The sequence below is a fragment of the Leptospira meyeri genome (assembly GCF_004368965.1).
Taxonomy (GTDB): Bacteria; Spirochaetota; Leptospiria; order Leptospirales; family Leptospiraceae; genus Leptospira_A; species Leptospira_A meyeri.
Genome location: NZ_SORO01000001.1, coordinates 1,029,168 through 1,051,583, shown reverse-complemented (window position 1 = coordinate 1,051,583; position 22,416 = coordinate 1,029,168). Strand labels below are relative to the sequence as shown.

Genomic DNA, 22,416 nt, shown 5'->3' with positions numbered 1-22,416 from the left:
CCATTGGCACAAGTAGAGTGCGTTTCGCACCTGTTTCTTTGCAATTTTTTCTATCTTCATTATCCTACCCAAAAGGATAAAAAAGATGAATACAAAAATACTAACAATCACCTCTCTTCTATTTGCTGCGAATATTAGTTTTGCAGATCCTATAAATAAAAAAGACGATAAACCTCTTGTCACCCAAGTCCCAGAGGAGACGACAAAGGATAATTCTGAGTTGGAAAAATATTATGCAAAATTAAAATACCCACCTGGTTTTTATGAAGGGGCTTTTTTGATTAGTTTTATGGGAGGAGGGACACTTGCACCTAGTGGATCTTTTATCAGCCATGAAAAAAACTATGATAGCACATTACAATATAAGATTGTAACAAAAGAAGTAAGCCAAGATTATTATCCTCAAGGATTGATTCGAAATGACCAGCCGGGATTGTATTTTAAACCAACATACACGCCGGGCGTTTCCTCTCAGTTCGATTTTGAATACGGATGGAAGGAAAAAATTGGCCTTGGGTTTACCGTCATGCAAAATTCTATGAAAGCAAAACGACAAGATGTCATCCCTGGTTTATCATATTACAAAGAATATGTGGATCCGTTTCCGAGAGAACGAACGATATATCGAGGAAATTCGATGAGTTTCCTTGCTACTTACCACCCCATTCCGAAAAACTTTTTTGATCCTTATCTTGCGGCAAGGGCCGGTGTTGTGTCTTTTACAGGTGAAGCACATTCAGGGAACTCTCATGATCGATTTGTTTATAGCAACCAAATTACAAGTGGAATTGGGAGTATCGTGGGATTGGGTGCTGGTCTTAATATTTATTTGGGGCGCTATTTTGGAATTAAGGCGGAAGTTGATTATTACAGAGAGTTTTTAAAAGCTGACCAGTTTTCAATGCGAACATTAAATTCTTACCAAGCCATGGTAGGAGTATTTGTCAATTTATCAAATGTCCAATATCGATTGGAACAGTATTAGGAACAGGAATTAAAGTTTTGCGAATTTTAATCGTAGAGGACGAAATAGTTGCCGCAAGAGGATTGGAACGTATTTTGCGTGAAGTTCTTGGAACAAAGATTTCGTCCCTACGAATTGAAAAAACTCTCATTGGTTCACAATGTTTCATACAGGAAAATGAAATTGATCTTTTGTTTTTGGATTTAAATTTAGATGGTGACATTGGTTTTGATTTGCTTAAAGAAACTTCTGCAGCTTCTTTTTTGACCATCATCACATCGGGAAATACAGCAGAAGCAATCCAAGCTTTTGAATACGGAGTTCTCGACTTTGTGCCTAAACCAATTCATAAAGAAAGAATTAGGAAAGCGCTTCAGAAGTTCCAAACAAACAATAGGCAAACAAAAACCAAGTATCTCGGCGTAAAACAAGATCACAGTTTGTCGTTAGTTCCAATAAAGGACATTCTTTATGTACAATCCTTTGATAAACGAGTTAAAGTTTATCAAAAAAATGGAGAGATGATCGTACATAACAAAAGTCTTGATTCTCTATTAAAAGTTCTGCCTTCACATTTTTCTAGAATTCACAGATCTTTCATTGTAAATGAAAAACAGATCAAAACCATTATTGTTTCCGCTGGCGGTTCTTACCAAGTAGAATTAAAAACCGGGATCAAACTTAAAATGGGAAGAGACTTTTATAAAGAATTAAAATCAAAGTTATCATTTGATTTGTCACATTAAGGAGTCGTGTATAAATGCGTTAGGTGATGACTAAGGCAACCTCTCGTAAATATCACGTTCAATTTGGATCAAATTCGCTTTTAAAAAATCAGGCATTATAAATCCTTGTTTTTTGTATTCTAAAAATACCATTTCCTTTGCTTTCTCTAAACTGTGTTTGTCTTTCCAAATGGCAATGGTCACAAATTGGATTTTTCCGTTTTCCTCTCGGATGAACGCATGGTCTTCACAAAATCCTTCTAGTGTTTTGATAAAATCACGATTGATTTTAACTCTTTCTAAAAATGTTTCTTTGGATTCGATAGGCAATTGAAATCGATCAATTAGAATTTGGTTCATGATATCCCCTGAATTGAACTGTATTTTTTAAATCATACAGGGAATTGGATTTTTAAACTTGTAAAAAATCAGAAAATAGATTGGGTTACCAAATTTGCGGTTTTTTGAAAAAAAGTTTTGGCGATTCTCCAGTGAAAAGTTTGAACTCCCTATTGAAATGTGATTGGTCAAAATAACCAGCTTCCACAGCAAGATTCGTTAAATTAGTCTGTTTGGAATATGATTGAATCAGTGTGTGAATTCGAACAAGGTTTGCATATTGTTTAGGAGTGATCCCAATGGTTTCTTTGAATTTTTTTTCGAGTGAGTCTAGACTAATTGGTAATCCTTGTTTGATATCGTTCATTCTAATTTGTCCTTTTGACAAATTAATTTTCTGAAGAGTCGTATGAATCCTAGGATCAATGGTTCTGTTCTTTTTGTTTTGAATTAAAAACTTTTCAACTAACAGAATACGCTCTTCATTCGATTTTGCAAAAAATAACTGTTCTTCCAAAATTTTTAACAAATGATTTGGAATGAGATTTTCTAAACTTATTGTTTTTTCATAAAAATCAGAAATGGGATCTCCGAAAAAACCTGCTGCACCGATTTCCGTGAGTATGACGAGTAAGGCAGAAGAGTTTTCCGGATAGATGATCTTTCTTGCCGTTTTTCTTAGGCCTGCTATGCCTGCACGTGGTAAATCATAGATTGTATTTGATTCGAATGAACGAAGTTTTCCACGCAACTGAAAGGATAAAACTAAGTTCGGGTTTGGCAACACGCAATTTTCTATCCCTTCTTTTGATTCGATGATGAGATATTTTTGCACAAAGGGAAGTAATTCTAAAGTTGGAGGATAGCTAAAAATCTTCATTTTTGGCAACAGGATTGGACCAATCTTTTCCTATTGTGGACTCTTTTCCCAATGATGACAATCAGATTTTAGGTGGTACTACGCAAAGAATCCAGAATCGTTGCAAATATATTTTATAACCAAAATCAGTGGCCCAATGATTTAGTTTGAACCCTTGGAAATTTCTTTCGTTTGACAATTTATCTGTGTTTCTCTATTTTTATCTCCAAAAGAGTCCAATCAATTTGAAACCATATCTAACAATAGTTTTATTTTTCTTTGGAAGTTTCGTTAGTTCGTTATTTTTTTCCTGCAAATTTCCAAATTTAGAGAATGGTTGTGATCCTAAATCGGAATCCTTTCGCGATTTTTACTTAGCTAGAATTCTTGTGGACGATGATCGTGAGTTTTGTGGTTCCCGTGCACCGAATCGATCCATTTGTGAAATGGATCCCTTGGCAATCATTCAACCTAGGCGATGGAAGTATGTTTCAGATGAAATTAGAAAACAAATTTCTCTGGGGTCAACTGGAGTCACTTTTAGTAGTTTCACTCCTCCTATTGCTGGCACAGCGAAGTGGTTAGGTGGAGTTCTTAGCGATAACCAAAAAATTTATTCTGCGCCATACAATCAATCTGATGTTCTCGTGATCAATCCTTTGACTAATGATACAACTACTTTGGTGACGGGAGCAAGTGGAACTGCTCAATGGGAAGGAGGAGTCTATGCTCCGAATGGTAAAATTTATTTTATACCGAGGGATGCTGATAACATTCTTGTAGTTGAACCCTTATCCAACAGAACTTATTTTTTACCTTCCCCCGAGTTGGGACTTGGGAAATGGAGAGGGGGCGTGCTTGCACCCAATGGTTTGATTTATGGAATTCCAATGAGTTCTAATAAAATACTTGTGATTAATCCAAAAACGGATGCTATGCGAACAATTCCATCACCTCTTTCTCTTACAAATATGTGGGAAGGCGGTGTCCTTGCTCCGAATGGTAAAATATATGCGTTTCCGGTTGATATCGATTATATATTCGTATTGGATCCTTTTTCTGAAAAAAGTTATGTGATTCCAAGTCCAAAAACTGGTCTTGGAAAGTGGCGACATGGAGTCCTTGTACCTAACGGCAAGATATTCGGTATTCCTTCAAACGATACGGAATTTTTGATCATAGACCCAAATTCTGATGCATTGAATTTGTGGGTATCCCCTGTAGTTGCTTCTGCTAAATGGAGAGGTGGCGTTTTGGCCGCTGATGGAAGGATCTACACAATACCGGCAGATATCACCGATCTCATTATTTTTGATCCTGATACATTTGTATCCACAACGTATAATTCTGGCATTGCCGGTGGAAACAAATGGGGAGATGCGGTTCTATCACCTAACGGAAAAATATATACAATTCCACATACAGATAATCAGGTATTCGTCATTGATCCGGGCACTAATGGAAAGATCTGTGGCAATTTGTTACGAAGTAGTTACTGGAATGTGTATTAATATGATGAAACTTGAATCTTATTAAATTTCAATTGACACTTTATTTTTAACATTTATAAATTGGTATGCGATGGAAGGCATCTGAATTTTGGAAAAATGCATCTCCAAATGAATTGTTAGATTTCTTCCAATCGGTAGAACAAGGAACTGACTTAAAATCTTTGGCTGACCATATGATGGCAGAAGAAGAGTTTTGCGATTTAGTTTTCGAATACCTTTGGCTTCTTCGTTCAGAAGAAGGTTCCCGGCGATTTTTAAATGACGATAACCTAACGCCAGAACTTCTGATGAAGTTTATATATTTTGGTTATGGAAAACAATTCCTAACCGGAAATTTTGATTCCAATGCTTATTTTTTACAAATTAGATCTTTGTTTGATTCTGCACAGAGTTTGCGAATTTTATCTCTGGCAGAGGAAATGGACCGAGATCCTACTTTAAAAATTCATCTATTGTCTAATTTAGATCCACAAACTTGGGAAGCTTATTTTGATATATTAGAACAGAATAATATGACAATGCAAGCTTTGCTTGGTATTTTTTCCAATCTAAGGGAAAATGAAATTCGAAAAATACTTTTGAATAGCCATACACTGTATTATTACCTAAGAATGATGATGGTTTCTGGTAAAAAAAAATTAGCTGAACAGTCACCTAAAGAAAAAGAAAATCGAATTCGATTGGAGTCGATTTTAGATTCCATTCATGTGTGGGAAACATTTTGCCAACAATTGAGTGAACGGTTTGATTTTCAATCAGAAGCAAAACTTGCACCTAACAAAAGAAATCCGGATCGTTTGTCCCTTGTATTACGAGAATTAAAAAAACTTCCCTCTCCTGATCGTGCAGATGTTTTGGCCTATTTGAGTGGGAATGGGGCTGTTCTTGATGTTTGGGAAGAAACAACTATTCTTTCTGCCCTTGCAAACTATGATCGGGTGGGGAAATATTTTTAACCGTAAAATTTAAAATCACTCTTGTGAATGGCATTTTAATTGGATTTTCTGTTTTTTAGAAAATTTCCTTTTTTTCTTCTATTTCGAACTTTCTTTTTAAAAAGTCTTCTTTTCTTTCGTCACCTGGTATGTGAGGGTTTAGGGGTGATATGATGGAAGTTTTGGTTTACGATTTTTGGAAAAAAAGCTCACCCCAACATGCAAAGGAGTCGTTTGACTATTTATTAACGAAACCCAATCTTCATGAATATTTAGAAATCCTTTTTGAAGTAGATGAACTAGTTGAGTATTTTTGTAGTTATTGTTGGATTCTGCGTGAGGAAGATGTTTTAAAAGAATTAATCAACCACACTGCTATGCCGGTCAACTTGATATGTAAGGCCGTGTATTATGGTTTTGGAAAATACATTAAAACTGGAAATATCACTCCCGATTATTATTTTTCAATTTGGGCAAAGATTATTAGTTCAGAGAAAAGTTTGGAATTGTTACTGAATGAACCTATGGTTGAAAAGGACGTAACGTTTCAGTTGAACTTACTCAGTAATTTGAATGCTAAACAATGGGAAGAGTATTTTGAATCGTCGATTGCAGAGTCTGGAGACCAAAATACAGATTCTTTTCTTCGTATCTTCGAAAAAATTGACTCCATTCATTGCAAACGTCTGTTGTATCGTAATCCAAATTTATACCAATACTTGCGAATGTTAGTGGTTTTTGATAAAAAGGAATCAGTTCCTGGTTTTTTATTTCAATTAGAAAATAATCTAAAAACAATCCATAGATGGGAAGAGTATGCAAATGCGAAGTTACGAGAGTTTTCTCCAAAAGTAGAAAGAGAAAAAACTCCAAGTCGAAGAAATGTCAATCGATTGACGGACATACTTAGAGATGGGCTATTTATCGCAGATGTTTCTGATCGACTCGATTTTATTGAATATTTGATGATTCGAGAAGTGATCGTTGATGAACAAGAAATGGATATTATCTGTCAATTTGTTGGATTGTCTGATTCAAATGGAAAACAGGAATCTAAATTTTCCTCAATTCTTTCTTGTCCTGTCAATTATCCGCAAGCAAATGTAATGGACTTTGCGGAAGTTCATAACTCTAAAGTAAATCCAACATTGATCTGACGAAAGGGTCCTGGTTGAATTCCCGTAGGCAAACGACCTGATACATATTGTTTGTCCTGAATATTTTTTGCGTTGATAAACACCGACCATTTATCTGGGGATCGATACCCTAAACTAGTATTCCATAATTCCACTTTAGGTATGATTCCTTTGTTTCCATCTTCCGATTCATCCTTCGTGTTGAGTAAATCGGAGTATTGTTTTCCAATGTATTGGTATTCCAATCTACCATAATATCCTTGGGGGGAAGATACACTAATGGCAGTTGTGATTGTTTCTTTTGGTACATAGGGCAAATAATTGCCAGTTGTGTCTGTTGGAATGTATTGGTAGTTGTTTGTTGTATATGCCGGTAAAATTTCAATTGTCTCTTTTCCATCGCTTGTTTGGGAAACTGGAAATGGATTGAAACTTCTCGACTTTGCTTCAATGCGAGAATAAATTAGTTCGATGGGAACTCTCCATTCCGACTTTTGCATTTTAGCCGGATCCCAGACTATGACGGATTCCCCTCCAGTATGTGTCGAGTAACCAGTATTTGCTGGTCTTATTCCGTTCTCACCACCAACTTCATTTACGTTAATAATTTGGTCACGAAAATACATTTTATAACCAACGAGTTCTGTATATAGATAGGAAGTAATATCTCCTCTGATCCCTGTTTCATAATTTGTAGATGATTCAGGTTTTAAGCGATAATCGTTTCCTTGGGGACTAAAGGAGGTTCCAAACGTAGGAGGCGAAAATCCCTTGTGAGCACCTGAAAACCAAATAAACTTTTTTGTTATATCATAGGTAATCCCAAGTCCGGGTAGGATGATATGAGTTCTGGATTCACTGGAGCTTCTGCGATTAACGGAAACATCATTTGGTAAAACGGCCCCAAGCCGATAATCCTCTTGAGTTGCTTGCCTTCTTGTGGTAATGGCTTTTTGTCTCACTTCTTCATAACGTACACCTGGAATGAGTTTCCAGTTTTCTGAGATCTGAATTCTGTCTTGAAAGTAAGTTGAAAAAGCTTCTATCTTTCGTTCCTGTCTATTGAGGTTGAAGTTCGGTAAAGAAGGTTGTGCCAAATTTGTAATGAGAGATTCTTCCTGAATAATTGCCTTAGAAAGATAACTTAAAGGATCGTCGGTCTTCTTTACATTGGTTTGTGTTAAATTATTTTCGCCGTGTAATCTGACACCAAGGTCTGTTTCGTGTTTGAGTCCGAAGGTAGAAAATTTAGATTCTAGTTTTGTTTCCACCCCTCCAACCATAAAAGATTGGTCGCGACTAATATATGACTCACGCATATAAATTGTATCACCAGGTCGGTTTCCAATGATCCAAGGAGAGTAAGTACGAAGTGTATCTAATGGAGCATTTAGGTAACCACCTGTTGCTGATTTCCCAGATAAAAAATCTTGCCTAGCCCAGTTTCGTTCTGCCTGAGAAAAGTATCCTCGAATAATGAGTGTATGGTCATCGGATAATTTCCAATTGTGAGAAATGATGGATTGGCTTCGGTTTAATTGTTTTTCATCATACTCGGCTGGATTGATTTTAGGGTCCATCCGGAAGAGGCCTTGTGACAGGCCTAGGTAAGTGGATTGTGCATTTTGAACATGATACCCTAACTTAATCGTTGTACTATGATTTTCGTTCCAATCTTGAATCCATTTTACGTTACCTTCTGTAACATCGAAATTTTGATAATTACGAAATCCATTTCCTTGTTTTCTGAGTAAAGATACTTCGAAAGCACTGGAACCAAAACTTTTTCCGTAAGAATTGTAAGTGGACAGATATCCGTTTTCTCCACCCACATTTTTTGTAAAAAAAGTAGATTCGATAGGTGGACGTTTGGTGACAAAGTTAACGATTCCGCCGATTGTATTTGGTCCGAATAAAATAGAACCAGAACCTTTTACAATTTCAATTCGTTCCATCCTTTCGATGGAGGGTGCATAGTAACTTTCTGGTTGCCCGTAGGGTGAGAGTGAGGTGAGGATTCCATCTTCTAAAATTAAAGTTTTTCTGGATTCTTCATTGCTCACACCCCTAAAACCAATGTTTGGTGTGAGTCCTGCTGCATCCTGAAAACGAACACTGGCACCTGGGGATCTTCGTAGAGCCTCCATTGGATCAGTAGGTGAGGCTTCTTCTAAATATTTTTTATCAATGATGTAGGCGGAACCTGGGATTTTTTTTAAGTCTTCCTTTTTATTACCAATGACATGGATTCCTTCATTTTTTTGAGGTTTGGTTTCTTGTTCTTCCGTATTGTTTTGCGAAAAAATTGCAAAGTTCCAAGTTAAAATCAGAAAAAGAAAACTTGAGCGTAAGTGAAAGAGATTCATCGAAGGAGTCCTTTTAAAGGGAGTAAATTTACATTGATTTGCGTTAAATCTTCATTAGGTGGAAATAGTGGCCTTGCCGGTTTTCCGTTGATTGATACATCTGATTGAACATAAACCGGCAGATCTTTGACACCTGTTAGTTCCATCTCTTTTTTTTGTAAATGTTTAGCATACTGCAGGATATGTTCTGGTTGTATGGTCATCATTCTGTATTGGTATTCTGTTAGTTCTTCTTGGGGATAAACTGCTTTGTTTTGAACAAAAAAGACAGCACGGCCAACTTTGTCTGCTACCATCACTTGCCACGAAAATTTGATTGCTTCCTCCGTCCAAATTACTTGTCCAGGATACAATATATGTCTGAGAGGAATTATAATCTGCAAAGTTAGATAAGCCATTAACATATATTCTTTGAAACCAATTTTAATTTCTTTTGGTGTTAAAGAGGTTTTTGAAACATCGGTTCCTATTTTTAGTTTTAGGGTTTTTATAAGAATTGTTTTAGGCCAATCTGGTTCAAAAAATATCAGAGAAGAAAGACTCATCACAATCGGAAAGATCCCAATGGGGAAAAGAAAAGATGTGAAGGAGTGGAAAAATAAAACAACCAACCATGCAAAAAATCGAAATCGTTTTGTGCACAATAGAAAGGGGATAGATAAATCAAAAATAACTCCAATCCAAGAAAAAACAAAAGCAGTGATCGGTAGTCCAAGGATGGGATCTAAAATTGGTAATTTTCCTTCGGATTGGTATAACCATAACTTTAAAGGTAGAGCTTCAAATAACCAATCTGGTTGGAGTTTGGCAACGCCTCCAAAAAAATAAATAAGCCCTATCTGAATTCGGAAAGCATATAACCATAATTTAGGAATAGGATCTACCTTTTGTATCCATTGTTTCCATTGAAATATAGGCAAATTAGATTTGGTTACAGGAGATAACCAAAGTAAAAAGCCAAGTAAGGATATTAGATAATAATGATTTAAATAGATTGTTGCATCAGAAAAATGAAACCAAGTGAAACCAATCGTAAAAATGAATAGACTGAATCTTAAAAAATATCCCAGGAAAATCCCGATGGCAGAAACAAGTAAAATTACAAACAAAAGATAGGTAAACACGGGAGGCAGTGGGTGAATCCATTCCCAACCAAAGTGTTTAAAGAAAAACGTTGGTTTGATAAAATAAGAATGGATCCATCCAAAATAAAAATACCGAATGATTAAGATGGTCGTTGCAAATCCATAACCAATGCGAAAAAAATGGAGAGAGAGAGAAGGGACAGATTTGGAAAAAAAATTAGTCGCCGTCATTTGAGCTAGCTCCAATGGTTCCGCCAAGTGCACTGATGAGCTCAGTGCTAATCAGCACTCTAAGTTTTTTAAATTCACTTAGCATTAGTTCAACGTCTTGGTTCCCTGTAGTAATTGCATTTTGTAAGGTTCCGTATTTTGTTTTTACAGAGTTTACAGAAGAAGTTGTAGTTTTGATTTGTTCTTGTAATCTCGGGACGACTGTCTCACTTCGTAGAGCTAAAAATTTATATAAACCCGCATCCCCAATATCAGAAAAACCTTGGAGGTTTTGCAATAAAGAATCTAAAGATAAATTTGCATACGGTGTTTCAACTTTCGTAATGTCTTTGACTCCTAAATTGGTGGCTCTTAGGCCCGATGGTTCTGCTATTTTGATATCAACTATGGTATTGCAAAAAAACACCATTTGGTTTGTAAGTTCGGTAAGTCCATCTTTTGTATTTGGATACTCCCTGCTTCCTTTTCCTGCATTGGTAAATGTATAATAAAAAGATGAACTTCTTGATTTGTCCCAATGGAAAATGAGTAACCCTGTTTGTGTTTTGATGTCTTGGATCAGTTTGGTTAGGTAGGTTTTTCTATTAGCATCCGCAAAAGCAGCATTGGTGGTTGTAACATTGTCTTTAAAAAGAAGATACTCCACTGCATCCAAGCCATCCACGCGAAGGCCATTCGGTGCTAAGTTGGATGTAATTTTTGATTCAATGGACGTTGGATCGATCGGGAAAGATTTTGAAAAACTATCCAAATACAGATACACATTATAGGGAATGTATGCCGGGCCAAAATAAGCCCATTCAATTTGTCTATACGCTAAATCTGCATCGATCCATGCATTTTTAACAAGGTTTAGATTTGTGGCGTCCGGTGTGGCTACATATGTGGTCGCAGCAGTTTGTAAGGCTGATACTTTGTTATCTAAGTTTGTATACTTAGGGATAATCAGATTATTAGAAATATCCAGAAGTAAACTTGATGTTGTATAGGTTCTTAAATAACTGTCAACTAAACCTAAAATTTGTGCTTTTTCGGAGGCACCATCTGATTGGATTCCACAATTAAATAAGAATATGTAGAACCCATAGATAAAAAACTTTGGAAAATTTTTGATTCGTTTCATAATGATTTAAGAAAACTAATGATTTTGGTTCTAGATTCTTTGGGTAAAACTTTGTAATTATTTTTACTTTGTTCTGCTTCACCGCCATGCCAAAGGATTGCCTCTTGGATTCCTCTTGCTCTTCCGTCATGTAACAAAAGTTCGTGGCCATTGACTCTTTCGATGAGACCAAGTCCCCAAAGAGGAGTGGTTCTCCATTCGTTTCCTGTAGCTAAAAAGTCAGGACGAGAATCGCTTAGGCCGTCTCCCATATCATGTAAAAGTAAATCTGTATAGGGTCGTATCTCTTGATTTGCTACTTCCGGAATCGAATGGTCGCCTGTTTTGATTCTTGGAATATGACAAGAGGAACATCCAATTTGTATAAATAACTCTTTTCCTTTTCTGACATCTTCTGTTTTCCAACCTCTACGTCCAGGAACACTTACTAAACTAGTATAGAAAGTCACGCGAGCCAAACGATCACTAGAAATTTCTGGACTAGTTCCATTCCCTGTGGGACTTGCGGAACAAAGAGTTTGGCCTGTGGCACAATTTTCAGAAGGAAATACGGGAGTGGTAAGTCCAATATCACCGAGGAAAGCACTGGCATTTTGGTGGGTTAAATTGGGTTGGTTTGCTTTCCATCCAAACCTTCCTAGGAATGACTTTGCTTGGGTGGTGTCCCAAACAAGATTGGGTTTTCCAGAGATTCCATCTCCATTGGAATCTGAAATATCAGCAAACGAACGTATGGTGGCTTCCGGAATTGCTTCCAGAAGTCCAAGTCCTGGGACCATGGGAGCAGTCCTTGGCGATATAAAATAAGAACCTGATGGGTTACTAGTTGGATGGTATGGTTGGCCAGGATTTGCAACATTGATTTGTGTTGCCCCACCGCCCACGTTCCAAGTGATCGTATAACTTGGCTTACGCAGTGAATAAGTCTCCCCATCGGGAAAACTACCCGGTTCTTCCGTATAAGTAATGGTGACAGTCCCTTCTTTGGGAATCTGTGTTCCTGTTCCAAACTCCAAAATACCTTCTGTATTCAATTGGGTCCCGAAATTGGTCATGGCGACTGGACCACCAGTGGTTGGACTAGTTCCAGCAATACTCAATCGAATGAGCATCGATGACAAACTAGTTCCATCCGCCGGAGGTCTACCGCGACCATCTTTTACGTGGCAACCTTGACACGAACGGTTGTTAAACACTGGACCAAGTCCTGCAACAGAAGAGTTTCCAGAAGGAAGCCAAGTTCGATTGAAGTTAGCATTTCCATCTTGGAAGTCGATGGATCTTTTGGAATCCAAAACATTGGCTGCTTCTAAATCAAAAGCAGACTCAGTAGAATCAAATGTTGTGGTGTCTCCACCACTGAATTGTTCGCAAGGATCGTTTAAAAAATCTCCCGAAGAACATTGGGGAGAGGATATAATGGCGGCAAGGATAAGGGCATTGGTAGTGTCGTCGTTCGGTTTCTTTTTGCAAGAAAAAATCAGGATGATACTTGTCAGTAGGATAAGGTGTTTTGATTTCATTTATATATTTTTTCGTTTATTCGAGAACTAATCCATCATCGCCAATGGAGACTCCGTAACTTGCCGCAGCTCTTTGCATCGCTTTTGCGATTTCTTGTACTGCTGGTTGGATTTGATATCGAAAGATGTTGTAGTCCTCATTTTCTGTTGTAGAACCAGGTACATTGACTGTAGCAATCATCCGATCAAAACGACTGGAAATGATGGAACTATTACAAGCTTGGTTTAGGGAAACATCTTCTGTAAATTCATTCAAACAAAATAGTTCAGCAGTACCAATCCGTTCGTTAATGTAACTGGTTTCTTTACCAAGTAGGTTTTTTAGTCCATACCCTGTGATTGTTTGTGAACCCGAATAGGAACCATTAAAAAGATTATCGAGTCCTTTTGCATCGAAGTAAAAGTCTGCCTTTGTGTTATCGGAAAAACAAGAGTGTTCTTCTTCTTGTTCTCCACCGAATACTCCGGTCATTCTTTCTCCTCCCCATTCCCCACCAGCAAATTTTGCAATCCCACGTAAGACATTTTCAAAGGATGTTGGACTCGATTTGAATTTGTTTACATAGGAATTCGACAGACTTGGGTCCCAGGCATTTTTCAACTGAAGGAGGTGTGCTTCCAGAATTTCTGTGGCATACAAAAGATAAGCGGATCGCTTTGCTGCGGCATTTCCTGCCCCATTGGCAGTTGTGAAGTTGGTTTGTGTGATGGTATTACCCGGTGTGAAGTTATTTGCAGCATCAGCACCCCATAGCAGATATTCAATGGCATGCCAACCGACTGAAATATTTTTTGCAGTATCGCCATCAGGACAAGTTCCGCCAGAACAATCTCCTTCATTTGCATCGATTAATCCTTGTTTCGTGATTGGATTTGTTAGGATTACTGTATCAATATAACCTTCATCCAGGGGCCAAGCATTCATCAACGGCTCAAGTTCCACCCCACCTGTTAGAGCTGGGTTATCGATTGGTCCTTGGCTAAAACGAAAGATCTCCGTTTGTAAGTAACTCCTTCTTGCCTTTCTCCAATAGGTTTTGATTTCATTGAGTTCCGTAAGAGAAGGGGACGCTTTTGCCGTAAAAGTTGCCACTTTTTGCCTAAGGGCCACTACATCTGTATATGCATCGCTATAGTTTTGGAATGCAATTTGCGAATAGGTTTCGAGAAAAGCCGATTGGTTGGGTGCACTCCCCGCAAGAGCTAGGGCAGCCAGAAGCCCGGCTTCTGAGTTTTCGGATTCAGGAGTACAATAATTTAGCACAAGGCCAAGTGAAAGTACGAATGATAGATTTCGCATCAACGTCATAGGGCGTATATCTCCTTTGCGAATGAGATTAGTTCTCATTGTCATTTAAACAACGTTCGTAAAGCCCGTATTGAGAGCAAATGGTTTTATTTTTGTCCCGGTTGATATTTATCAGAGCTCCAACTTCTGACCAGTTAATGAACTTTGTTCAAAAAATCTCAATGGTTCGGAAATAAATTATTTGACACTTGTTCAAAAAGCCTTAATTATGTGGCAATTGTCTAAAATATGTTAAAAATGTTCCGATTGGGAGGAAATATGAACACAAATAGAATTCTAGGATTGGCATTGTCCTTGGTTTTCGCAGGCTCACTCTCTGCGCAGACGCAAAGCCAAATGTTCCAACGAGTAGGGGTTGTCGGGGATTCCCTGAGCCAAGGTTTCTTCGGGGTCACCGTAGAGAAAAAAACACAAGATTGGGCATACCCTGTGCTTGTGAGCAAACAAGCTGGTGCTTCTGTTTCTTACAATGTTTTGAAAGGACCTTTTGTTAACTTAGAGGATGTACTGAAATGGGACTGCGGTATTTTCTGTATCGCTGAAAGTATCATTGGTGGAAATGGCTCCACAGTATCTTTGCCAACACATGCGGGGATTACAGGAGCAGAGTATACAAGCCTCTTAAAGACTTCTGGTAAATGTGAAGACATCACGGCCACCAAACAAGAAAAAGAATGGTACTGGGCAAAGTGGTACTGGTATACTTACCGTTGGGTCACAGTTGCAGATTGCCAAGAACCAGACAAGTTTCACCGATTTGGTCTCCGGGATGCAGGAACACAAACCCAAGTAATGGAAAAAGTAAAACCTACTTTCTTATTTGGATCTGCTGGAGCTAACCACGTTCTTTGTACTGCCCTTCATACATCTACTGACTGTTTGGATGAAGCTAGATTCAAAAGAGATATCCGTGAATTTTTCCGCAGAATGTCTGCTATGGGAAGTTTACAAGGTGGAGTTCTTTTTACTGTTCCAAACGTAACAGCCATTGCATTTTTGGAAAACTATAAAGATCCAAATGGACGAGCAAACTATACAGGACTCAAAGCTTTCTTTAGAAATTCTGTATCTGATCCAAACCAAGTATTGGATGCAAATGAGATCTCAACAATTTCCACTTTCTTGAATATGTTAAATAACGAAATCAAAGCGCAAGCTGCGACAATGCGATTTGCCGTTGCTGATTTGCGTGTGATTTTTGATGATTTAAAGGAAAACGGAAGACCGATTCGTAGTGAATCTGGATGGTCTCCTGGAAATGCGAGAGCAAATTGGCCACTTCCAAACCAACCTGGGGTTTTCGGTTTAGATGGTGTTCACCCGAATATGTATGGTCATTCATTATTTGCTAATGAGTTGATCAAAGCAATTAACTCTCGTTATGGATACGCAATTCCGCAAGTAAGTGAATATACTGCATGGTATTATGACTCACTCAATAGAAACCCTGTGGACTTAAAAAAATTCCTGACAGAAAATATCTTTGGTCAGGCAATTTCTTGGGTAATTTCTATCTTTACATAAGAGGTTAAACGATGAGCAAACGGTTTATAGGTATCATTTCGGTTTGTGGATTTCTTTTAGTGTTGTTTGCTTTTGTGGTATGGAAATTTTCATCTCACAAAACAAACAAACAGGCAGAAGTCGCCGATTCCGATTTCGGAAAAACAGAAAGTCACGCCAAGTCGTTGTTTGACGATCCAGAGTTTGCCGACGCTCCCAATCCAGAAGAATTGGAATTGGCACAAGCTGAGGTACTTTGGCCGTTTGCTTTAGAGAAAAAACCTAATCGTAAGGAAGAGATCAAAGAAGAATGGAGAGATTTTGCGGCCAAGTATCCAAAAAATTTCTACATTCCTCGTGAAATTAAATCACGAATGACTGAGTCGGAAGAGAAGGAACATTTGGAGATGTTGGATTCTTTCACTGCAATGGATGCCAGTATTTCTGCTTCTATTTCCAAAGAGAAATGGTCAGACAAACCATCAGCGGAAGAGCCGGGTGCTACAGAAAGACCTTCTGCCAAAACCCAAAAAGCTTATTTTGATTTTAAGATCAACGAATTGGAATCCAGAATCCAAATGGTTGAGTATTGGATCGAAAACAAACATCCTTCCGGAGAAGTAAAACAATCTGCTGAAAAAGACCTTAGCCTTTGGAAAAAAGAACTGAGTAGTTTAAAAGAGGTGAGAAGCCAAGTTCCGAACTCGTAGACCACTCTCCTAACTTGCGTTAAATGTTAAAAGGAGGACCTTATGTCCTCTTTTTTTTTGCCCTTCCATTTTCCTCCCCTGACTCAAAAATTTTCGCTGTGCTTGACAGGAACGACGTTCAAAAAATAGATGAATTTGAGACTCGGTATCAGTGCCTTCTCGACCCTCTTAGGAGAACAGATTCTATGAACAAAAACAGAAATTTCCTCAAGTCCTTCTTGTTTGCTTGTATCACTTTAAGTTTGGTAACTCAATGCAAATCGAAAGAGGCTGACCCGAGTGCTCTCGCTTTGCTTGGTTTTAGCCTCAACCTTGCCACAATTTCAGGGACTCTTACGGACGGAGCAGGGAGTCCCATTCCCAATGCCAGTTTGGAGATGGCCACTTCGGCAAATCTTCGTTCCTCATCTTCACGTTCCCTTGCCAATACAACTGAAACCGGAGGCTGGCAACTTTCTTTAGGTTCGGGAACTTTTGAGATTTTAGTGAAGGATGCTAATGGGAAATTACTCGGATCGTTTAAGATTTCTTCTGCGGAAAACTTGGAACCTTCCATTGAAGATATTTCTCATTTGACTGACAAAATTTTTCTCGTATCTCTTGCCAACGAACGCCAAGTCGGATCGAAATTTGAAATCCTTTCTCCCAAGGATGGAAGCATTGTCAAAACTTATGATCTGACACTGAATATAAAAACTTCTGATTCTTTAACTTGCCAAGTTTTACAAAACAAAACAGAAAAAAATAGTTTTAATGTCGGAAAAGGGGAGGTCACATCTTCTCTTTCCATCAAACCAGTGTTTGGTTCCAACAAGATTCAAATCCATTGTACAAACTAAGTAGGAGTTTCTGCTAAAAAAACAATCCTAACGTATTTTGGAAATCGAATTGCTGCGGGAGGGTCTCACTCTGGTTATGTGGTGAATGGAAGCCTATACACTTGGGGTCGAAATAATTTTGGACAACTTGGATCGGGAACTTCAACAGGTGACCTTACCAATCCAACCATAACCAAACTTTCAACAATCGCAAATGTTGTTTCCCTTGGATTCAATCAAAACAATTCTCTTGCTATCACAGAAGACGGATCTGTTTGGACTTGGGGAGCCAATAGCAGTGGCCAATTGGGTATGGGAAATACCGGAGACTTACAAACTGCAGCCACGGATGCCGGACCAAGAAATCCTCCAAGAAAGGTGCCTGGAATTACAAATGCTGTCATGGGTGTTTACGGTTATGACCATGCAGTTGTATTAAAGTCTGATGGAACGGTTGTTAGCTTTGGTTTGAACTCTGTTGGTCAATTAGGAAATGGAGCCGGCGGAACGGGAACCTATTCTTCAAGTCCAGTGGCTGTGATAGGATTACCTAATGATGTAATCCAAGTAATTGCAGGTTCAGAACATTCGGCAGCCTTGACAAAGTCAGGTGATGTATATGTTTGGGGTAGAGACCAATATGGGAATTTAGGAGATGGAGTCATTGGTACATCGACTGAAGTAAACTCAACTCCCAAAAAAGTTCCTTCTTTATCGGGGATTGTTCATATTGCTAATGGTAGAGACCATATCCTCGCACTCAAAACTGATGGAACTGTTTATGCTTGGGGCCTTGCTTCGAGCGGGCAATTGGGGATTGGTGGGACTGGATCTCCTGCACCGGTTCCAACTCCAACACTTGTGACAGGGCTTTACAATGTGGTTTCTGTATGGGCAAATGGAACTCAAAGTTTCGCCATTCTCAGTGACGGAACAGTAAAAGGTTGGGGGGCCAATTCCAGTGGGAATTTGGGAACAGGACTTACCACTCCGGCAAAATTGTATACTCCTGGAGACATCGTTGTTGGTGTCAGGGACATCCAGTATTTTGGATGTGGAGCACTTCATAATTTCGCAATCTTAAAGTCTGGATCTTTGTATGGTTGGGGTTGGAACTTTAAAGGTTCCATTGGTCGTGCCGATCTCCAAGAAACTTGGGCTGCCACAACACCAATTTATCTCACCATTCCCGATTAATTGATGTTTGATTTTCATTGGTGCAAATGAGAAAATTATTAATTCTATTTTTTCTATCATTCACTTTCTATTTTGGATGTGCATTTGTTGAAACAAATACATGTCCTACAGGAGTGGGGTTATCCGAAATTGTTTATTCCTCATCCGTAATGGGATGTGAGAAAGAGAAAAAATTATGTGAAGATGGTTCCTGTTTGGCCTTACTTGGGCTAGTCCAAACCAACCGAAACCCATGGGATTATGAAGAGGGAGAAGAACTTTCGGGCGGAAGGGCAATGACAAGTTTTGTGACGGATGCCCGCGCTTTTCTCCAGTTCGGAAAAAATTCGCCATTAAATACAATCTCTGATTTTACGGTGGGCCAAGCAGTATTTGAAGTGCCGTGGACTGCAGGTTTTTCGGCTAGTCTTCCTGATCGTGATGGACTTGGACCTTTCTTCCATACAAATTCTTGTTTGGGATGTCATATAGGAAACGGAAGGGCAGTGGAAGACGATGGAGACCCTTTGGTTTTCACCTTGGTAAGGTTAGGTGTTGGAGCAAAAGGGAATGATCCTGAACCAGTCTATGGAACTCAATTCCAACCAAATGCAGTCGCTGGTGTGGCTCCAGAAGGCACTGTCCATTTTGAATATGATACTATTGATGGAAAATATCAGGATGGTAATACTTATTCTCTGAGAAAACCAAATTTGGTATTTAGTGGGCTCGGTTACGGTCCGCTTCACCCAAATCACAAAACTTCTGTTCGGTTGACACAACAGGTCATAGGACTTGGACTTTTGGAATCGGTACCAGAAGAAAATATCTTAAGTCGGTCTGATCCAATGGATTTGGATGGAGATGGAATTTCTGGAATGCCCAATTGGATCTGGGATCTTTCTGGGAGTGGGAAGTCTCTTGGTCGGTTTGGATGGAAAGCAAACGCTCCCAGTCTCAAACGTCAAAATTCAGCGGCCTTTTCTGGTGATATTGGTATCACAAGTCCAATGTTAGGTTCCGAAAATTGTTCATCTTCGCAAACCTCATGTGCCAATGCAATCGGTGGTGGTAAACCTGAGGTTTCAGAAGATAAAATCACTGCCATCACAAAGTATATGCAATTGGTTGCAGTACCTGTCCGCCGTAACCCAAATACGACGGCAATATTAAATGGTAAAAAACATTTTTTCCTAGCAGGGTGTCACAAGTGTCATACAGAAAAGCTGGTAACGGGAAATCAAACTCCTTTTGCTCAACTTGCCAATCAAACCATTCGTCCTTATACCGACCTTCTTTTGCATGATATGGGTGAAGCATTAAGTGATGGCAAAGCGGATGGTGAAGCAACAGAAACAGAGTGGAGAACGGCCCCACTCTGGGGGATAGGGCTTTTGGGAACGGTGAATGGAAAAGCTCGTTATTTACATGATGGGAGAGCTAAAACTTTGGATGAAGCGATCCTCTGGCATGGTGGAGAAGCAGAAAAAAGCAAAAAATATTTTTTAGCACTGAATGTATCAGAACGTGCAGGTCTGATACGATTTTTGTTATCATTATAATTGTTTTCGTTAGAAAAAACTGAGTAAGGGAATGTGTGAACCTTAAAAATTCACTCATTCCTTATGAATTAACACTTGAAGGCAGGCTTTTTAAATTCTAAATTTGTCTGGCATGCAAAAGACTTGGATTTTTCTTTCTTTTTTTTTCAGCTTAACTCTCTTTTTGAATTGTGATCCCGTTCCCACAAAAGAGGATACAAATCCTGTCATGGAAACAGTGCCAGAAGAACAACCAACAGAATCACTTTTGGAAGCTCTTGATTCATCTGATCCTTTTACAAGATCCCAAGCAACAATCCAATTGGGAAGCCGGGAATTTCGTTCCGCCATTCCAAAATTAAAAAAACTTTTAAAAGACTCGGAACCTGGGGTCCGCGCAGGTGCAGCCATTGCTCTTGGTGATTTAAAAGACAAATCATCTTCCACAACGATTGCCAATTTGATGTGGTCAGATTCTGAAAATCCGAAAGATGTTTATTTGGATGCTCTCACTCGTATGAAAGATCCTTCTGTGGGAAATAGAATTTATCCTTTGTTAGATGATAGTAATCCTACGCTTCGTTTGCAAGTTGTGGATGCGTTGGTTCAAATCGGAGCCAATTCAGTTGGACCTCAAGTTTTAAGTTTGGCTTTAAAAAACAAAGATAGGGAAAAAGACAAAACCTATGCGATGGCACTAGGAAAACTAAAAATTTCTGCCTCCGAATCCTATTTGTTAAGTTTGACAAAAATTCAAGATGAATCTCCTACCCTTGCTGCGGCCTATCTGGCACTTGGACGAATCAAAGCAAAAAATGCCAATGAAGTTCTTGTAAATGCACTGAATCTTCCCTATAGCAAAGGAAAAGAAAATGCATCCATGGCTCTCATTGAAATTGGAAATCCTTCTGTGATTACAAAAGTTTTCCAATCCCTAAACTCTGAAAATGCGGAAACGAAACTTTATGCGACTGACGTACTTTGTTCGATCCCATCGAAAGAAGCAGCCAAGTTAGCCTTTGGTCTGTTAAATGGAAAGGATACCAAAAATTGGGGAAGTGCAGCAAAGATTGTTGGTAGACAAAGGTATAAGGAAGGACGGATACGAATCGAAGAATTATTAGAAAAAACTTCTACACCTGAGCGAGATAGTTTTGCAGAAGCCCTAGGTTGGATTGGAGACAAAACTTCCATTCCCGTCCTTCGAAAGGTTTTGTTATCTGGGGAAAAAGAAGGGCCTTATGGTTCTGCTTGGGCTCTCGGTATCCTTGGTGCCAAAGAAGCAGTTCCTGATCTCATCAAAGCACTTGATATGGGTGATGCCAAATTAATGGTGTATGCTTTGGAAGCTCTTGGTTCTATCGCCGATCCAACAAGCCTTCCCAAACTCAAAAGTTTGTTAGCTGATAGGCCCAAAATGGCTCCGCAAATTCTATCTACTGTGGCACTCATTCCTACAGAAGAAGCTCGTTTCATTATCGAAGAAGCAACCAAATCAAAAAATGCCGAAGTATACAGGCCGGCGATGGAAGAAATTGCAAAACGAAAAGATAAAAAATCCATTCCTCTTTTGTTAGCTTATGCCAACGGTGATGATTCTGAAAAACGTAAACTCAGTTACTATGCACTCACTGCTGTGACAGGAGAAAAATTTCGCACAGCCAAAGAGTGGAATGAGTGGGCCAAATCCAAAGGTAATTTATAATTTTTAAATTGGTTTTTTTGTTAAGATCATAGGAAAGATTATATGAAATCGTTAGTGTTATATTTTTTTTTGGCGTACCTCATCTCTTGGACCATTTGGCTTCCTTTGTATTTGCCTAAGTTTGGGATTTATTTTTTACCGGTTTTGCCTTTTCATCATGCATGGGGAGCGCTTGGACCTTTGTCTGCTGCGTTTATTTTAAACAAATTAGAAGATGGCAATGCAGGTATAAAAGATCTACTCTCAAGAATGTTTCAGTGGAAAGTAAGTTGGTTTTGGTATTTCATTGCGATTTTTAGTCCCTTTGTCCTTCTTGTTTTCGCAACTTCTATCAATTATTTTAGTAGCTCAAAGTTTAGTTTTGATGGATTGGGTGGAAGCCTTGAGTTTCCCCAGTTTGGTTTTGTTTCTTTCTTTTTATACAATTTCATCGTCTATGGATTTGGGGAAGAAACTGGATGGAGAGGTTACGCCTTACCGAAGTTACAAAAAAAATGGAATGCTTTGACTTCAACGGTAATCCTTACATTTTTATGGGCGTTATGGCACACTCCGCTTTTTTTATATCGTCCTGGTTTTATGGCAATGGATGCGTTTGGAATTTTCGGATGGTTTATGTCTTTGTTTACAGGAGCCATTCTTTTGACCTGGCTCTATAATTCATCAAGAGGAAGTATTCTTATGGTGGCCCTTTTTCACGGGGCCATAGACATTGTGTTTACTTCTGACTCCATTGATACAAACATAATGAACATCACCGGGTTTTTGCTCGTTGTTTTTGCTGTGTTTGTACTTGGTTTGACGGGGTGGAAAAATTTATCCAAGGTAGGTAGGCAAACAAATTAAGGAATGCGCCA

General features: G+C 38.7%; 17 protein-coding genes and 1 pseudogene. 11 read left to right on the top strand and 7 right to left on the bottom strand.

The features are described from left to right. Nucleotides 1-85 precede the first annotated feature (85 nt). The gene (locus tag CLV96_RS04935; protein ID WP_004789004.1) at nucleotides 86-985 is read left to right on the top strand and encodes a hypothetical protein; all 900 of its coding nucleotides are present in this window, start codon (nucleotides 86-88) and stop codon (nucleotides 983-985) included. 17 nt (nucleotides 986-1,002) lie between these two features. Then, a complete protein-coding gene (locus CLV96_RS04930) occupies nucleotides 1,003-1,710 on the top strand; it encodes a LytR/AlgR family response regulator transcription factor (protein WP_004788563.1) in 708 nt (235 codons plus the stop codon). A 30-nt stretch (nucleotides 1,711-1,740) separates the two neighbouring features. Here the strand turns inward: CLV96_RS04930 and CLV96_RS04925 are convergent, their stop codons facing one another. Next, complete coding sequence (locus CLV96_RS04925; RefSeq protein WP_004789045.1) at nucleotides 1,741-2,049, bottom strand: hypothetical protein; 309 nt, start codon at nucleotides 2,047-2,049, stop codon at nucleotides 1,741-1,743. Nucleotides 2,050-2,134: 85 nt separating this feature from the next. Continuing rightward, nucleotides 2,135-2,908: a helix-turn-helix domain-containing protein gene (locus tag CLV96_RS04920; RefSeq protein ID WP_004788908.1), complete on the bottom strand. Its 774-nt coding sequence runs from the start codon at nucleotides 2,906-2,908 to the stop codon at nucleotides 2,135-2,137. 224 nt (nucleotides 2,909-3,132) lie between these two features. On the opposite strand from CLV96_RS04920, the gene CLV96_RS04915 reads away from it, so the two are divergent. The 3 genes from CLV96_RS04915 to CLV96_RS04905 all read left to right on the top strand — a co-directional run bounded on the left by CLV96_RS04915 (nucleotide 3,133) and on the right by CLV96_RS04905 (nucleotide 6,490). Then, entirely contained in the window at nucleotides 3,133-4,398 is a 1,266-nt protein-coding gene (locus CLV96_RS04915; protein ID WP_166669659.1) for an NHL repeat-containing protein, read from the top strand. Nucleotides 4,399-4,463: 65 nt separating this feature from the next. Then, complete coding sequence (locus tag CLV96_RS04910; protein WP_004788543.1) at nucleotides 4,464-5,354, top strand: LBF_1199 family protein; 891 nt, start codon at nucleotides 4,464-4,466, stop codon at nucleotides 5,352-5,354. Between the two features lie 149 nt (nucleotides 5,355-5,503). Next, complete coding sequence (locus CLV96_RS04905; RefSeq protein WP_243836408.1) at nucleotides 5,504-6,490, top strand: LBF_1199 family protein; 987 nt, start codon at nucleotides 5,504-5,506, stop codon at nucleotides 6,488-6,490. Here CLV96_RS04905 and CLV96_RS04900 read toward each other — a convergent pair. From CLV96_RS04900 to CLV96_RS04880, 5 genes are read right to left on the bottom strand one after another with little or no spacing between them, the layout of a single operon-like run. Continuing rightward, complete coding sequence (locus tag CLV96_RS04900; RefSeq protein WP_004789256.1) at nucleotides 6,457-8,835, bottom strand: TonB-dependent receptor family protein; 2,379 nt, start codon at nucleotides 8,833-8,835, stop codon at nucleotides 6,457-6,459. The two genes, CLV96_RS04905 and CLV96_RS04900, sit on opposite strands and share 34 nt — an antisense overlap. Next, nucleotides 8,832-10,151 (bottom strand): HTTM domain-containing protein, encoded by a 1,320-nt coding sequence (locus CLV96_RS04895; RefSeq protein WP_004788680.1) that lies wholly within the window; start codon nucleotides 10,149-10,151, stop codon nucleotides 8,832-8,834. Before CLV96_RS04895 ends, CLV96_RS04900 begins: the two co-directional genes overlap by 4 nt. Continuing rightward, nucleotides 10,138-11,274: an imelysin family protein gene (locus CLV96_RS04890; RefSeq protein WP_004788766.1), complete on the bottom strand. Its 1,137-nt coding sequence runs from the start codon at nucleotides 11,272-11,274 to the stop codon at nucleotides 10,138-10,140. Before CLV96_RS04890 ends, CLV96_RS04895 begins: the two co-directional genes overlap by 14 nt. After that, nucleotides 11,271-12,797 carry a di-heme oxidoreductase family protein gene (locus CLV96_RS04885; RefSeq protein WP_004788838.1) on the bottom strand — a complete coding sequence of 509 codons (1,527 nt, stop codon included), beginning with the start codon at nucleotides 12,795-12,797 and terminating at the stop codon, nucleotides 11,271-11,273. Before CLV96_RS04885 ends, CLV96_RS04890 begins: the two co-directional genes overlap by 4 nt. 16 nt (nucleotides 12,798-12,813) lie before the next feature. Then, nucleotides 12,814-14,097, bottom strand: a complete 1,284-nt coding sequence (locus CLV96_RS04880) for an imelysin family protein (protein WP_243836407.1) — start codon at nucleotides 14,095-14,097, stop codon at nucleotides 12,814-12,816. A 237-nt stretch (nucleotides 14,098-14,334) separates the two neighbouring features. Between CLV96_RS04880 and CLV96_RS04875 the strand changes: the two genes are divergently transcribed. From CLV96_RS04875 to CLV96_RS04850, 6 genes and pseudogenes are all read left to right on the top strand, one after another. Continuing rightward, nucleotides 14,335-15,630, top strand: coding sequence for an SGNH/GDSL hydrolase family protein (locus CLV96_RS04875; RefSeq protein ID WP_004789032.1), 1,296 nt, complete (start codon nucleotides 14,335-14,337; stop codon nucleotides 15,628-15,630). 11 nt (nucleotides 15,631-15,641) lie between these two features. Then, a complete protein-coding gene (locus CLV96_RS04870; protein ID WP_004788429.1) occupies nucleotides 15,642-16,319 on the top strand; it encodes a hypothetical protein in 678 nt (225 codons plus the stop codon). Between the two features lie 185 nt (nucleotides 16,320-16,504). After that, nucleotides 16,505-18,334, top strand: a pseudogene (locus tag CLV96_RS20180) (RCC1 domain-containing protein). Nucleotides 18,335-18,360: 26 nt separating this feature from the next. Next, complete coding sequence (locus CLV96_RS04860; RefSeq protein ID WP_004788756.1) at nucleotides 18,361-19,875, top strand: di-heme oxidoreductase family protein; 1,515 nt, start codon at nucleotides 18,361-18,363, stop codon at nucleotides 19,873-19,875. 112 nt (nucleotides 19,876-19,987) lie between these two features. Continuing rightward, entirely contained in the window at nucleotides 19,988-21,559 is a 1,572-nt protein-coding gene (locus CLV96_RS04855) for a HEAT repeat domain-containing protein (RefSeq protein WP_004788870.1), read from the top strand. A 42-nt stretch (nucleotides 21,560-21,601) separates the two neighbouring features. Continuing rightward, a complete protein-coding gene (locus CLV96_RS04850) occupies nucleotides 21,602-22,405 on the top strand; it encodes a type II CAAX endopeptidase family protein (RefSeq protein WP_004788575.1) in 804 nt (267 codons plus the stop codon). Nucleotides 22,406-22,416: the final 11 nt, after the last annotated feature.

Coding starts and splice junctions, on each gene's coding strand:
- CLV96_RS04860 (WP_004788756.1), top strand. CDS start 18,361: ATGAGAAAATTATTAATTCTATTTTTTCTATCATTCACTTTCTATTTT.
- CLV96_RS04900 (WP_004789256.1), bottom strand. CDS start 8,835: ATGAATCTCTTTCACTTACGCTCAAGTTTTCTTTTTCTGATTTTAACT.
- CLV96_RS04925 (WP_004789045.1), bottom strand. CDS start 2,049: ATGAACCAAATTCTAATTGATCGATTTCAATTGCCTATCGAATCCAAA.
- CLV96_RS04890 (WP_004788766.1), bottom strand. CDS start 11,274: ATGAAACGAATCAAAAATTTTCCAAAGTTTTTTATCTATGGGTTCTAC.
- CLV96_RS04895 (WP_004788680.1), bottom strand. CDS start 10,151: ATGACGGCGACTAATTTTTTTTCCAAATCTGTCCCTTCTCTCTCTCTC.
- CLV96_RS04855 (WP_004788870.1), top strand. CDS start 19,988: ATGCAAAAGACTTGGATTTTTCTTTCTTTTTTTTTCAGCTTAACTCTC.
- CLV96_RS04885 (WP_004788838.1), bottom strand. CDS start 12,797: ATGAAATCAAAACACCTTATCCTACTGACAAGTATCATCCTGATTTTT.
- CLV96_RS04870 (WP_004788429.1), top strand. CDS start 15,642: ATGAGCAAACGGTTTATAGGTATCATTTCGGTTTGTGGATTTCTTTTA.
- CLV96_RS04875 (WP_004789032.1), top strand. CDS start 14,335: ATGTTAAAAATGTTCCGATTGGGAGGAAATATGAACACAAATAGAATT.
- CLV96_RS04905 (WP_243836408.1), top strand. CDS start 5,504: ATGATGGAAGTTTTGGTTTACGATTTTTGGAAAAAAAGCTCACCCCAA.
- CLV96_RS04910 (WP_004788543.1), top strand. CDS start 4,464: ATGCGATGGAAGGCATCTGAATTTTGGAAAAATGCATCTCCAAATGAA.
- CLV96_RS04850 (WP_004788575.1), top strand. CDS start 21,602: ATGAAATCGTTAGTGTTATATTTTTTTTTGGCGTACCTCATCTCTTGG.
- CLV96_RS04920 (WP_004788908.1), bottom strand. CDS start 2,908: ATGAAGATTTTTAGCTATCCTCCAACTTTAGAATTACTTCCCTTTGTG.
- CLV96_RS04880 (WP_243836407.1), bottom strand. CDS start 14,097: ATGCGAAATCTATCATTCGTACTTTCACTTGGCCTTGTGCTAAATTAT.
- CLV96_RS04935 (WP_004789004.1), top strand. CDS start 86: ATGAATACAAAAATACTAACAATCACCTCTCTTCTATTTGCTGCGAAT.